Genomic DNA, 13,393 nt, shown 5'->3' with positions numbered 1-13,393 from the left:
CGCCGCCTCCGCCTGCCGTGTGCACGCAAGACGGGGCGGTGTGCGGGACAGTGCAGTCGGGCACATCGCACGTCACTGGTCGCCACGCGACCGGCCTCCCCGTCTCTGATCGTTCTCGGCTGCTCGCTGCCGTCCGGCTGAGATAGAACGTTCGGTAGGACAGGTGCTTGAGAAAGCGGCTATGGTACGCTCTGTATCGAGCGCTCTATACACGAGCCTGTCGTGTCTGGTGCTCGGCTCTGGTTCGCTCGCCGTCCTGGGTGCGGTGCCGCGCCGCTCGCGCATGACGCGCACCCAAGATGCAGCTACGTGCAAGGGGCTACAGGCTTTCACAACCGCGAAGTCGCCCTGGGCTCCCCAGCATTGCCAAAGCTTCGATTTCGATCGGACCGCCCAGACAGGGGAGACACGCAGTGGAACGCACAGGACGAAAAGTCGCACGTCGGCCACCGCCCGCCCCCATCCTTCGCCGCACCGCACGTCCCACAGGAGGCGCGCCATGTCCTATTGGTCCGTGACCATCCCGACGCAAACCGCTCAAGGAAGCTCCGGCGTTCATGTCTTCATCGTGGTCGCGGAAGGATCGGACCAAGCCCGCGGCCATGCTCTGGCTCGGGCGTCGATGCCTACGTCACGACGACATCGTCGTGATGCGGCTCTGCGCCTTGATGCCTTGACCGTTGCTGAGATAACTACCGAGTGGGGCATGTGATCACGGCACGTCCGTGACGGTCGCCCCTCGAGGGGCAGGCCGCCGCACGGGCTTGACGTGAAACTCCGTGAGGTCCGTCCGTGGAGCGTCACTTCTGCGACGGGCACACCGAGACCTGGTGGGCCGCCGATTTATGCCTGGGCGGCTACGGCCGCACCTCACCCTGCCGCCTGGTAGTGGCCACCACCGACCCAGCCCGGCTGCCGGAGAAGGCCACCTGGTACCTGGCCACCAACCTGCCCCGCTGACGCACCCCACGTCGCCGGCAGCCCGCACCCGTCGGCCCACCTCGCCGAGATCGTCCCCCTCTACGGACTGCGGCCTTGGATCGGGCAGAGCTACAAGCGGATCAAGGGCGAACTCGGCTGGGCCGACTGCCAAGTCCGCTCCGACCGCGCCATCCGCCGACACCAGACCCTGGTCAACTACGCCTTCTCCTTCTGCCGGGACCAGTGGTTCGCCCCCCGGACCGCTGGATGCCACCGCGCCGGACCCGTGCCCCAACGACGGGCCGGAGAGGGGGGCCAACCGAACCCCACCAGCCCCAACTGGCCTGCTGGCCCAAGGCCTTACGCACCATCCGTTCCTGGCTCAGGCCCGCCATCACCCTCAACCGGTCGTGGCGAGCCTGGACGGACAAAGACCCACCCTCCGACCTCCAGCCCCTGATCGACGCGGTCACCACCGGACGTGATGGTTTCCCGATCATCCGGCTCTCCAGTGACGGCAGCGTGAGCGGGTCAGGCTGCTCGCGCAGGACACGCAGCGCCGTTGCAGCGATCTGGCATTTCGCATACCTCCCGGGTCTGGTGTGTCCAAGTCACCTGGCCCCGCAGGGTAGGCCGCCGGCGAGGTGTCCGCTGTTGCGGACCCTTTTCCGACGGCCCCCCACCGAACCGGGCATGCGACTTATCACCGCACCCGGCTCTCCAGCGTCGATTCCACCGAGTCCTGCCGAACGGAAGGTCCGCTGTGGATTCCGCTGTGACAGTCACGGCAGACGATCAGGGCCTTGCGGCGGCGTGATGCCATCTGCTTTGCCCAGTCAGGCTGTTGAACCTGACTCCCGGGGCGGAGGTCACTCAGACGTCGAATGTGGTGCACTTCGACTTCTGTTTGCGCCTTGCAGAGTTCGCAACGGCCGGACATGAGCCGGTCGATGAGTTCTGCGGGACGCTTCCTCCATACCACCGGAAGCTCGTCTTTGAGAGTTACCCTCGTGGTCCTTCGTGCCAGCGAGACTCCGCCCCAACGGGCGACCAGCGGCTTCTTTCCTTTGCCGCGTTCGACTTTGACCTGGAGACCCCTTCGGGGGCCAGCAGGTGTCTGCCAGGTGGCACGGTAGCGATTCCAAACCTTGTTGACGCTGATCTTGTTCTTATGCCCCAGCGTCTTGGTCAGGGAGCGTTCCGTGATCCACCTCAGCAGGCCGAGGCGGTGCCGGTTGTAGGCCAGTTGGTAATACTCCGCGAGGCCCCGGAACTCTGACTGGAACCGCGTGACGATCCGGAAGTCCGAGTCGTGCACGCGCTCCAGCAGGGCGGCCGGTTTACCGCGGCGCATGTAAGGTCTGCATTTTCCGCGCACGACGTCCATTGGCATCTGCCCGTTGATAGAGCGATGACCGTTCCGATCGCGCTTGGCATCGTCGTGCAGGACCACGATTTCGTAAGGAAGCGAGCGGCCTGTGTCCGCCCGTGGGTAACCAAGGTCTTCGGCTCGGAGAGTTCCAGCTTCAACCGGTTCCGCAGGAACTTCCCGATCTTCTCCTTGATATAGTCGGCTTCCCGTCGCGTCCCGGAGAACCCCAGCAGCCAATCGTCCGCGTAACGGACGTAGTGCAGTCGCCGGAAGCCCGGATCATTGGGGTCGTGGGAGGGGAGCCGTTGCAGTTGACGGCGCAACTGCCGTGCTTCCTCCCGCTGTCCGCGCTTCTCCAGTTTCCAGGCGGCCTTGTGTATCCGCATATACGGCAGATACGGCTTGCGGCGGGCCCCCTGGTTGAAGACGGGTAAGAGTGTTGTCTCGACGTACTTGTCCAACCGATCCAGGTAGATATTGGAGAGCAAGGGGCTCAGAACACCCCCTTGTGGCGCACCACTCAGTGTTTCGTGATAGCGCCATTCCTCCAGGTATCCGGCCTGGAGAAGTCCGTCGATCAGCCGCAGGAAGCGACTGTCGTGAATGTCCTCGGCCAGGATGGAGTGCAAGACTCCGTGATCCAGCCGGTCAAAACACTGGGAGATGTCTCCCTCGACGAACCAGGTGACACTACGCCACGTCTCAGATACTTCCGTGAGCGCAGTGTGGCACCCCTTTCCTGGCCTGAAGCCGTGAGAGCGGTCGGAGAACTGCGGCTCGTAATACGCTTCCGGCAGGGAGCGGATCACTTCTTGCAGCAGCTTGTCCGACCACGAAGGCAGACCTAGAGGCCGACGCTTCGTGGGCGATCCCTTCTTGTCGATATATACGCGTCGCACCGGGGTCCATCGGTATCGCTCATACCGCAGCGCATCGATGATCGCCTGAATCTTCTTCAGACTCATGCCATCCACGGTCTCCTGGGTGGAGCCGGGTGTCATAGAGCCGTCATTGCGGTAGATCTTCCCGTAGGCCCGCAAGTACAGCTCCGGGTTGAACAAATGCCGATACAGCCTCTCCAGTGGCAATCCTCTCTTGCCGCGTTCATGGATGATCTCCATCAGGGCTTCGGCTCTCTGCATTACGCGTACCTTGCCTCTCCGGATATCGTGGACACCTGTGCCACTTGGCCCTGTAAGCGGCTCTCCCGCTCTCCCTGGTGGGGCGTAACTCCCACGACTACTACTGGCACTCCGTCACCGTAGGGCTCGCGCCCCTTAGGTGATCCCGAATTCCTCTTGCATTGGACGTATCGAGCGTGACGTAGGCGGCCTGTCCGTTCCCTTGAGTGAGCTCGTTGCCCACCGTCCACCAGCCGGAAGAGTTGGGGCGAAGCAAAGGGGATTCGCCTGATGCTGATGGCTCCGCTCCGGGCGTTGTATGTCGGAGGATGCACATTTCCATCCCTGGGAACTTGGCTTCAAACAGTCTGGTCTTCGCCATATCACACGGACTTTGCGCGGCAGCGCTATAAACGCCTTCACAACGCTCCACGCTTTCCCGCCATGCTGTTGTCCCCTCGCGCTTTCGCGTCCAGGTAAGGCGGGTAGTCCAGAGGCTTCTCCTTCCGAACCTCTACTCTCTGAGAGAGTGATCCAACGCCGAGTTAGACGGCGCAACTTCGCCCTGTGGACGGCTTTCCCATCCGTCCTGGCCGCTCGTGACTTCGGCGACTACCACGGGGCCTCCGTCGTCATAGGACTCACGCCCCCTTAGGTGATCCCACGTTCGCGTGGGCTGTCTGATCCTGCGGTGATGTCATGCCCCTGCGGCTTCCCTCGGGCTTACGGCACAAGATAGATCGTTCGGTCTTGACAGGAGAGTCACGCAGGCCGACGATGTGCGAGATAGAACGTTTAGTCTCGTGGAGGGGTGCTGCTGGCTCGTGCGATTCCCATTGGATAGGTGCCAGGCATGGAGCGAGGGAAGCCGTCACCTCATCCCAATGTGGCTGGTTCCATCACTGAAGCGGCAGCGTCGCCGATGTGCTGATGTTCTGTCGAAAGATCTCTGACCCTCACGACGGCACAGGCACGTAGGGTCGCCGGAGGCACCGTGTTCGTCGCATTCGTCCGTGCATTCAAGACGCCTGACCTGCGCAAGAAACTACTCTTCACACTCGGCATCATCGTGGTGTACCGGATAGGCACCCACGTCCCGATCCTGCGCTATGTGCTCAACCGGATCACTTGGCCGGGGTCGCTGTATCTGGCGCTGATCGCCCTCGTCCCCACCATCGCGCTAGCCACGACCGGGGCGAGCCAGAATTTCCCGTTCGGTGGGACAAGCATCCTGATCATCGTCGGTGTAGGCCTGGAGACGGTGAGGCAGATCGAAAGCCAGCTCCAGCAGCGCCACTATGAAGGCTTCCTGCGCTGAGCGGCGCGCTCCGAACACAAGACCGTTTCCGGAGGCTCTCCTTTGGCCCGACGACAGCTACACCGAGTACCTCGCCGACTGGGCCACCGCGCACCTCGGGCCCGTCCTCGACCTCGTCCGCCGCCGCGAGGACGTCCGGCACTTCCAGGCACTCCCCGCCGCTGGGTCTTCGAAATTGCGAGGGGGCACCGCAGCCGACTCGGAAAAGACTGCGGCAACCGCCCCTCGCGGCCCCGCAGCGCACCTGGAGGAAAACGCACGTGGACCAGGGCCTGCCGTCCACTGCCCTTCGCGTCACCGCTGCCTTTGGCGCCGTTGGCTTCGCCCGGCCTAGCGGAGACGCTCTCCCTGGTGGCGGACGCGCTCGTCGGGCTGTCGTTTCCCCGGTTGATCAAGCCTCCGGCCCCGATCGCAGAACCTTCGCGAATCAACGAAGCGCATGTGGCGGAGCCTGGGCTCGCAGTCATCGAGGTCGCGGCGGCCGAAGAACTACCTCGCGTCCAACAGATTCTTCGGCCATCAACCTGCAGCCTGCGCCGTTCCTCCTGGCTCAGCAGATCCTCAGCGGCCAGGGCACGACCCCGGATCTCCATCGCCGGTCTCGCTCACCCTCGCCCATTACGCCCGCCAAGCCTCGCTTACATCGATGCATCTTCGCCGAAACAACTCTATTAGTCATGAGGAGCCATTCATGCGTGTCTTCCTAACCGGCGGAAGCGGCTTCGTCGGTCAGCACCTGATACACCAGCTGCGCTCTGAGGGCCACACCGTCGTCGCCCTGGCCCGCTCCACCTCGAGTGCACAGAAGGTGGCCGACGCGGGAGCCCAGCCGGTGCAGGGCGACCTGGCCGAGCTCACCGAGCGGGGCGACTCGGCCGCTCACCCAGCCTGGCTGGGATACCTGCACAACGTCGACGCCGTCGTGCATGCCGCCGCCCGAATGGAGTTCTGGGGTGATGATGCGGGTTTCCGTGCCGACAACCACGACCCGACCGTCGCCCTGCACGCAGCTGCGGCCGAGGCGAAAGTACCCCGGTTCGTGTTCATCAGCGCCGCCGGTGTGTCCACCGGCACCCAACGCACCGCCGTGGTCGACGAGAACACCGATAACGGCACCCCCGTCACCGCGTACTGCCGGATCAAGCTGGCTACCGAGAACGCGTTGCGCAGTACCGCGTCGCAAGGGACGACCCTGGTGATCCTGCGGCCACCGTTCATCTGGGGCGCGGGGATGAACATCGCCAAAATGGCCGCCGACGCCGCCAAGGGGCGGTTCCTGTGGATCGACGCCGGCCGCCACATCATGGACTTCATCCATGTCGACAACCTCGCTGACGCCGTCCTGCTGGCCCTTACCCAAGGCCACCACGGCGTTCCCTACTACGTCACCGACGGGACCCCCATGCCGGTCCGCGACTTCTTCACCGCGCTGCTGGCGACCCAGGGTGTTGACGTCTCGGCCAGCCGGAGTGTCCCGTTGGCTGTCGTCGCGCCGATCGCAGCCCTCATGGATGTCAGCGCCCGCCTGCTCCGCAGAAGTACTCCGCCACCACTCACCAACTGGCTGGTCGCCTTCTTGGGCCGCGAGCGCATCTATGACATCAGTGCCGCCCGCAGCGTCCTCGGCTACCGGCCGCGCATCAGACTCGATGCCGGCCTGCTGGAGATGGAAACCCTGGCCCGTCGCTTTCACGCCGATGCGGCGTAGCGGGTGCAACAGTCACAAGCCACCGTCACACCCGCCCCTCTCCTACTACCGCTGTGTCGCCCCCGGCCCGGTGACGCTAGTGCTGTGACCGGAAAGGTTCACCGGCTCGCGACGCCCGGCACGGCACCTGGCGGCGTTGTCGCATCACCCGAGTACATCCAGTACGCGGGTGACGCTCCGCCTTGCGATGCACCGCACCGGACGCCGCGAGCTTCCCGGCAAGCCGTCCCGGCCACAGCACTAGCCGCCTGGTGCCACCGGTGTGGTGCAAGTGACGGGCGAAGGACGGCTCCCAGGCCGCGAATCAGGTACCTGGCCATCGTGCGGCCTTGCCCTTGCGGGTCACGGCCGGGGCGCACCTGCCCGCAACCCGTCAATGACCAGGTCGAGAAGCCGGGCCGCGCGCGGTCGCCAGTCCTCGGTCGGGGGCAACTGCCACAGGCCCGCGATGGCGAGGACGAAGTCGTCGGCGGTGACCCCGGGGCGGATGGTGCCCGCTTCCTCGTTGGTGCGCAGCAGAAGTTCGGCCGCGTCCGCGACGGGTGCGGGGGAGGGCTTCGCGGGGCCGCCCGGTGCGCTGGTGGCGAGGCGGATCGCGTCGGCCAGGCCCGCCTTGGTCATGGCGAACTCGGCCAGCCGGTCCATCCAGGTGCGCAGGGCCTGCGGCGGCGGCAGTTCCTGGAGCAGATGGGCCGCGCTGTCGGCGACCTGCTGCATCTCATGGCGGTAGATCTCCAGGACCAGGGTCTCGCGGTTGGGGAAGTTGCGGTAGAACGTGCCCTGGCCGACCCCCGCCTTCTTGGCGATGGCGCTGAGCGGTGCGTCCGGACACTGCGTCAGCTCACTGAGGGCGACGCACAGGATGCGTTCACGGTTGCGCTGCGCGTCCGAGCGCAGGGGGGTCTCCTTCTTGTGCTGCACTCGTCACTCCTCAAGGCGCGGCATGAGCGTGCCCTTGCTAAGTGGACAGCTGTCCGCTACGTTTCCGGGTATCGGACAGTTGTCCGGTTGGGATCCACTCTAGCTGCGCCCACGGCCCGCACGTCAGTCCGCTGCTTCCGTCAGCGTCGTCCATTTGTTGCCCTGCCGCGTAATTCGTGCCACCCGAGCGTCCTCATCGACGCACCCCCCAGTCCTGACAAGCGCCCCCGATATCACCAGCGCTGCCGCGCTTCATCACGGCGACGCGCACTCCAGGTAGCCGCCCTGTTCCGGCGCCCGAGGCCAGCTCACCCCAAGTACCGTACGTCTGAAGGAAGTTGCTCATGGGTTTATCGACGTCCAGCGTCATCACCCTGCATGTCAACGGCGAGAAGCACACGCTGCCCGTCGACCACCGCACCACCCTGCTCGACGCTCTGCGCGAGCGGCTCGATCTGACCGGCACCAAGAAGGGCTGCGACCAAGGCCAGTGCGGTGCCTGCACTGTTCTGGTCGACGGCCGCAGGACGGTGGCCTGTCTGCAACTCGCGGTCGCGGCCGAAGGACGCGAGATCACCACCATCGAAGGCGTCGCGGACGGCGACCGGCTGCATCCAGTGCAGCAGGCGTTCATCGATCTCGACGGCTACCAGTGCGGCTACTGCACACCCGGACAGATCTGTTCGGCGATCGGCATGCTCGCGGAGCACGCTGCCGGATGGCCGAGCGCCGCTTCCGGTGACATACGTCCGGCGGTCGGGCCGACGCCGCTGACCCCCGAGGAGATCCGCGAGCGCATGAGCGGCAACCTGTGCCGTTGCAGTGCCTACACGTCGATCGTCGAGGCCGTCGCACGAGCCGCCGAGGCCGACGCCTCGTCAGCGGCACGCGTGCCGGAGCAGTCCGGGGAGGCCGCCGTATGAGGGAGTTCGACTACCGCAGGGCGCCCGACGTGTCGGGTGCCGTCGCTCTCCTTGACGACGATCCGGACGCGCGCTACCTCGCCGGCGGCACCAACCTGGTCGACTTGATGAAGAGCGGCGTGGAACGACCCGGCCGCCTCGTCGACGTACGTGAACTGCCCCTGGACCGCATCGAGTCGGCCCCGGACGGCGGACTGCGCATCGGCGCGACGGTCACCAACAGCGACCTCGCCGCCCACCCCGACGTCCGCAGCCGCTACCCGATGCTGACCCAGGCGGTGCTCGCCGGTGCCTCCGGCCAGCTGCGCAACATGGCCACGGTCGGCGGGAACCTCCTCCAGCGCACCCGCTGCGCCTACTTCACCGACACGACCAAGCCGTGCAACAAGCGAGCCCCCGGCAGCGGCTGCCCGGCCCTCAGCGGCGAGCACCACAACCACGCCATCCTCGGTGCGTCCGAGACCTGTGTGGCCGTACACCCCTCCGACATGGCGGTGGCCCTGGCCGCCCTCGACGCCGTCGTGCACTACGAAACCGCCGACGGGCAGGGCGAGTTGCCGCTCGATCAGCTGTATCTGCCCGTCGCCGACACCCCGCACCGTGAGACGGCCCTGCCGACCGGTGCGCTGATCACCGGTGTCTTCCTGCCGCCGGTGCCGGTCGCGGCCCGCTCCCGGTACCGCAAGGTGCGCGAGCGCGCCTCCTACGCCTTCGCGATCGGTTCCGTCGCCGCCGCCCTCGACACCCGTGACGGAGTCGTGCACGACGCGCGCCTCGCGTTCGGCGCCGTGGCCTCCCGGCCCTGGCGCGCCCGTACCGCCGAGCGGGCCCTGATCGGGGCGCCCGCCACCGCCGAGACATACGCGGCCGCCGCTGCAGCCGAACTCGCCGCGGCCCGGCCGCTGCCGCACAACGGATACAAGGTGACCCTGATGCACAACCTGACCGTGGCCGTGCTGAGCGAGCTCGCCGAGGAGGCCGCGCTATGACCACCACCGCACAAGAGGCCGCCGTACGCGCGGTCGGCACCGGTCACGTGAGGGTGGAGGGCCGGGACAAGGTCACCGGCGCGGCACGCTACGCGGGCGACATCCCTTTTACTGAACTCGCTTATGGATGGCTGGTGTTGTCCACCGTGGTGCGGGGCCGCATCCGCGACATCGCCAGCGGTCCCGTCCTTGAGATGCCCGGTGTCGTCGCCGTCCTGGACCACCGCAATGCCCCACGCCTGGAGACCGACTACGTCAGCCTGCTGGGCAGGCCCGACCCCACCTGCGCCGTCTTCCAGCACGACGCTGTGCCCCACCTGGGCTGGCCGGTGGCCCTGGTCGTCGCTCAGACGCCCGAGCAGGCACGGGAAGCGGCCGAGGCCCTGGTCGTCGAGTACGAACCGCTGCCGCACGACATCGAGTTCACCGGGGACCACCCGGACTCCTATCCCGTGGACGGTCACATGCCCGGCGTGACCGACAAGGGCGACCAGGAGGCCGAACTGGCCGCGTCCGCCGCCGTCGTGGACGAGGAGTACACCACGCCGGAGGAACACCACCACCCCATGGAGCCCCACGCGGCGACCGCCCGCTGGGAGGACGGCCGTCTGGAGGTGGTCGACTCCAACCAGGGCGCCACCTGGGTGGTCGGCGAGCTGGCGAACCTGTTCTCGCTGGACCCCGCGTCGATCCGGGTGCGTTCTGAGCACGTCGGCGGCGGGTTCGGCAGCAAGGGCGTACGCGCTCACCAGGTGGCGGCCGTGATGGCGGCGACGGTCCTCCAGCGGCCGGTCCGCGTGGCTCTGACCCGGCCTCAGATGTTCGCGCTGGCCGGCCACCGCAGCCCCACCGTCCAGCGGGTCAGGCTCGGGGCCGACACCGAAGGGCGACTGCGCGCCCTGGACCACCGCTCGGTGAGCCGTACCTCCAAGGTGTACGAGTTCGTCGAGGCGAGCGCGGGCGTGGCGCGGGTGATGTACGACGCCGCCGCCCACCACACCGAGAACCGCGTCGTACGGCGCGACGTGCCCAGCCCCACCTTCATGCGCGGGCCCGGCGAGGCGCCGGGAGCCTTCGCCTTGGAGTCCGCCCTCGACGAACTCGCCGAGAAGTGCGGGATCGACCCGATCGAACTGCGGCTGCGCAACGAGCCGGACAAGGGCCCGGTCTCCGGCCTGCCCTTCGCCACCCGCAACCTGCGCGCCTGCTTCGAGGAGGGCGCACGCCGCTTCGGCTGGGCGCAGCGCGATCCCCGGCCGGGTGTGCGGCGCGACGGCCGCTGGCTGCTGGGCACCGGCACCGCCGCCGCGTCCTTCCCGGCGGGAGCCGCCCCCTCCACCGCCGCCATCACCGCCGAGGCCGACGGCCGCTTCACCGTGCGGATAGCCGCGACCGACATCGGCACAGGCGCACGGACCGCGCTCACCCTCGTCGCGGCCGACGCCCTCGACGTCGCACCGGAGCGGGTGACCGTGCGGATCGGGGACAGCGAGTTCGGCTTCGCGATGATCGCGGGCGGTTCGATGGGCACCCGCTCCTGGTCCATGGCTGTCATCGCGGCCGCCCGCGACCTGCGGGAGCGACTCGTCCCCGGCATGGCGATCCCCGCCGAAGGGATCACCGTGCGCTCGGACACCACCGCGCAGATCGCCGCGCTCGCGAACATGGAACGGCACTCCTACGGCGCGCAGTTCGCCGAGGCCGCCGTGGACCCGGCCACGGGTGAGGTGCGCGTACGCCGCATGCTCGGCATCTTCGCCGCCGGCCGCATCGTCAACCCGCTGACCGCACGCAGCCAGTTCACCGGCGGCATGACCTGGGGCATCTCCATGGCCCTGCACGAGGAAGCCGTGCGCGATCCGGCCTTCGGCGGCCCGGTCGGCGCCGACCTGGCCGGATATCACGTCGCCACGAACGCCGACGTGCCGCGCATCGAGGCCGACTGGGTGGACGACACCGACCCCGACGATCCGGTCGGCATCAAGGGCATCGGCGAGGTGGCCATCGTCGGTGCTGCGGCTGCCATCGCCAACGCCGTCTGGCACGCCACCGGCGTGCGGCATCGCAGCCTGCCCATCCGCCCGAGTCGCGTCCTCACGGCAGGCAGCGATGCTTGACCTGCTGCCGGAGCTGAAGGACTGGCTGGACGATGGCCGTGACGTCGCCGTCGCCACCGTCGTGTCCGTCGGCGGCAGCGCCCCCCGCGGCCCCGGAGCCGCCCTCGCCGTCGACCGGGCCGGCACCGTCATCGGCTCGGTGTCGGGCGGCTGCGTCGAGGGCGCGGTCTACGACCTGTGCGCTCAGGCGCTGGAGACCGGGCAGAGCGCTGTGGAGCGCTTCGGCTACAGCGACGAGGACGCCTTCGCCGTGGGCCTGACCTGCGGCGGCGTCCTCGACGTGATGGTCACACCCGTGTTCGCGAACACGCCGGTCAGGGCATTGGTGAGCTCTGCCCTGGACACCGCGGAACGGGGCGAGCCGGTGGCCCTGGTCCGGGTCGTCGAGGGCCCGCCCGAGCACCTCGGTGCCACTCTGCTCGTCCACAGCGACGGCTCCGCGGAAGGCAGCCTCGGGATCCACGAGGACCTCGACCGCACGGCCGCGGCGCAGGCTCGGGCAGCGCTCGACGCAGGCCGCACGGGCACGGTCGAGCTGTCACCGGACGGCTCGCACTGCCCCGACGGGCTCACCCTGCTCGTGGAAGCCGGCGCACCGCCGCCGCGGATGATCGTCTTCGGTGCGGTCGACTTCGCCGCGGCGCTGGTGCGGGCCGGCAAGTTCTTGGGCTATCACGTCACGGTGTGCGATGCCCGGCCGGTGTTCACCACACAGGCCCGCTTCCCCGAGGCGGACGAGGTCGTCGTGGACTGGCCGCACCGCTATCTGCGGGGCACCCGGACCGACGGACGGACCGTTCTGTGCCTCCTGACGCACGACGCCAAGTTCGACGTCCCCCTGCTGGAGGTCGCGCTGCGGCTCCCGGTCGCCTTCGTGGGCGCGATGGGCTCGCGCCGTACCCACACCGACCGGGACCGTAGGCTGCGTGAAGTAGGCTTGAGCGAGACGGAGTTGACCCGCCTCAGGTCACCCATCGGACTCGACCTCGGGGGCCGTACGCCCGAGGAGACCGCCCTGTCGATCGCGGCGGAGATCGTCGCGGCCCGCAGAGGCGGAACGGGCCGTCCACTGACCGGCACGGCAACACCGATCCACCACAGCGGAACGGCCCACGCCCACCGCTCATCCGGCCGACCTCAACTGCCTGCCGAGGTCGCGGACATCGCTTCCTGAGAGTCATCACGTAATGCTGTGATGTCCGTCCGGTCTGTGTACGGAGCGGGCGCGCCTGGGTGGCGTGTGGCTCAGCCAGGCCCAGGAGGAGGTTGCCGCCGCCACGCAGCGGGTCGAGCGCGCCCGGGTGGCCCGGGAGGAACCCTTGCAGGCGCTCGCCGAGGAGGGCGCGGGCGGTGTGGCCACTGTGCAGGTCGCCGCGGGTGCCGAGGCGGGGCGAAGCCTTGCAAGCCATGCTGGGCTGGATCGTCGATCACCTCGACACCGTGGAAGCCGCCCGATCCCACTACCCCGAGCAACGCGCAGGCAGCGGAGAAGCCCCCGCACGACGTGGCACAGGACGGTGCTGGAGTCCTCGGTCACGAGCACCTTTGCCGATCACCTCCTCGATGTCGTCGCGAGCGCGATCCTGACGAGCGCGGCGAGCCGCGACGCCGAAGGGGATCGTCGCCCACGGGCCCGTAGCCGACATCGTCCCGCGCGGGACCAGTCCCGCGCGGGACCAGTCCCGCGCGGGACCAGCGGACTCGGCTGTGCACTCGGCAAGGAGCGGATTCGACGCCGAGTTCGCCAAAGCGGTCAAGGACCCGGCATCGAGTCGCGCGCTCCCCGGGCTCGGACCGCGACCGCAGCGTGGCGGCTGACGAAGGCGGAGCCGCTGATCAGCGCCTTGTCGGTTCCTGCTGCTCAGTCCTCTTCAGCATGATCTAGCGCGGAACCCCGGGCGTTAACGCCCGGGAGGAAGCGCTTCTCAAGATAGGGGTGACCCGCACGGGTGCACGGGTCCGCACTGTTGGCCTCAGCCGGGACGCTTCTGGTTCTCGATGTA

At 67.8% G+C, this 13,393-nt stretch carries 10 protein-coding genes and 1 pseudogene; 8 read left to right on the top strand and 3 right to left on the bottom strand.

Features of this window, described 5'->3' with window-relative positions; translation table 11 throughout:
- Positions 1-792: 792 nt before the first annotated feature.
- Positions 793-1,406: pseudogene (locus IEZ19_RS54265) on the top strand (IS701 family transposase); the annotation flags it as partial.
- Positions 1,407-1,624: 218 nt separating this feature from the next.
- Here the strand turns inward: IEZ19_RS54265 and IEZ19_RS51585 are convergent.
- Both IEZ19_RS51585 and IEZ19_RS40100 read right to left on the bottom strand, forming a co-directional pair.
- Complete coding sequence (locus IEZ19_RS51585) at positions 1,625-2,239, bottom strand: HNH endonuclease (RefSeq protein ID WP_229841347.1); 615 nt, start codon at positions 2,237-2,239, stop codon at positions 1,625-1,627.
- Complete coding sequence (locus IEZ19_RS40100; RefSeq protein ID WP_229841346.1) at positions 2,134-3,435, bottom strand: reverse transcriptase/maturase family protein; 1,302 nt, start codon at positions 3,433-3,435, stop codon at positions 2,134-2,136. Before IEZ19_RS40100 ends, IEZ19_RS51585 begins: the two co-directional genes overlap by 106 nt.
- A 973-nt stretch (positions 3,436-4,408) precedes the next feature.
- Between IEZ19_RS40100 and IEZ19_RS51580 the strand changes: the two genes are divergently transcribed.
- From IEZ19_RS51580 to IEZ19_RS40090, 3 genes are all read left to right on the top strand, one after another.
- Positions 4,409-4,732 carry a hypothetical protein gene (locus IEZ19_RS51580; protein WP_229841345.1) on the top strand — a complete coding sequence of 108 codons (324 nt, stop codon included), beginning with the start codon at positions 4,409-4,411 and terminating at the stop codon, positions 4,730-4,732.
- Between the two features lie 351 nt (positions 4,733-5,083).
- Positions 5,084-5,407, top strand: a complete 324-nt coding sequence (locus tag IEZ19_RS53825) for a DUF6207 family protein (RefSeq protein WP_373297127.1) — start codon at positions 5,084-5,086, stop codon at positions 5,405-5,407.
- Positions 5,379-6,440, top strand: coding sequence for an NAD-dependent epimerase/dehydratase family protein (locus IEZ19_RS40090; RefSeq protein WP_308429061.1), 1,062 nt, complete (start codon positions 5,379-5,381; stop codon positions 6,438-6,440). The genes IEZ19_RS53825 and IEZ19_RS40090 overlap by 29 nt, the downstream gene beginning before the upstream one ends.
- 342 nt (positions 6,441-6,782) lie before the next feature.
- Here the strand turns inward: IEZ19_RS40090 and IEZ19_RS40085 are convergent, their stop codons facing one another.
- Positions 6,783-7,361, bottom strand: a complete 579-nt coding sequence (locus IEZ19_RS40085) for a TetR/AcrR family transcriptional regulator (protein ID WP_189316336.1) — start codon at positions 7,359-7,361, stop codon at positions 6,783-6,785.
- A 344-nt stretch (positions 7,362-7,705) separates the two neighbouring features.
- On the opposite strand from IEZ19_RS40085, the gene IEZ19_RS40080 reads away from it, so the two are divergent.
- The 4 genes from IEZ19_RS40080 to IEZ19_RS40065 are packed head-to-tail and all read left to right on the top strand — an operon-like array spanning position 7,706 to position 12,564.
- Complete coding sequence (locus tag IEZ19_RS40080) at positions 7,706-8,284, top strand: (2Fe-2S)-binding protein (RefSeq protein WP_189316335.1); 579 nt, start codon at positions 7,706-7,708, stop codon at positions 8,282-8,284.
- Positions 8,281-9,273: an FAD binding domain-containing protein gene (locus tag IEZ19_RS40075; RefSeq protein WP_189316334.1), complete on the top strand. Its 993-nt coding sequence runs from the start codon at positions 8,281-8,283 to the stop codon at positions 9,271-9,273. Before IEZ19_RS40080 ends, IEZ19_RS40075 begins: the two co-directional genes overlap by 4 nt.
- On the top strand, positions 9,270-11,390 hold the full coding sequence (locus tag IEZ19_RS40070) for a xanthine dehydrogenase family protein molybdopterin-binding subunit (RefSeq protein ID WP_189316333.1): 2,121 nt from the start codon (positions 9,270-9,272) through the stop codon (positions 11,388-11,390). The genes IEZ19_RS40075 and IEZ19_RS40070 overlap by 4 nt, the downstream gene beginning before the upstream one ends.
- A complete protein-coding gene (locus tag IEZ19_RS40065; protein WP_189316332.1) occupies positions 11,383-12,564 on the top strand; it encodes an XdhC family protein in 1,182 nt (393 codons plus the stop codon). Before IEZ19_RS40070 ends, IEZ19_RS40065 begins: the two co-directional genes overlap by 8 nt.
- Positions 12,565-13,393: the final 829 nt, after the last annotated feature.

Source organism: Streptomyces brasiliensis, from assembly GCF_014647875.1.
In the GTDB taxonomy this organism is placed as follows: domain Bacteria; phylum Actinomycetota; class Actinomycetes; order Streptomycetales; family Streptomycetaceae; genus Streptomyces; species Streptomyces brasiliensis.
Note: the sequence above shows the minus strand (reverse complement) of the source record. Positions and strands in the feature narration are given on the sequence as shown.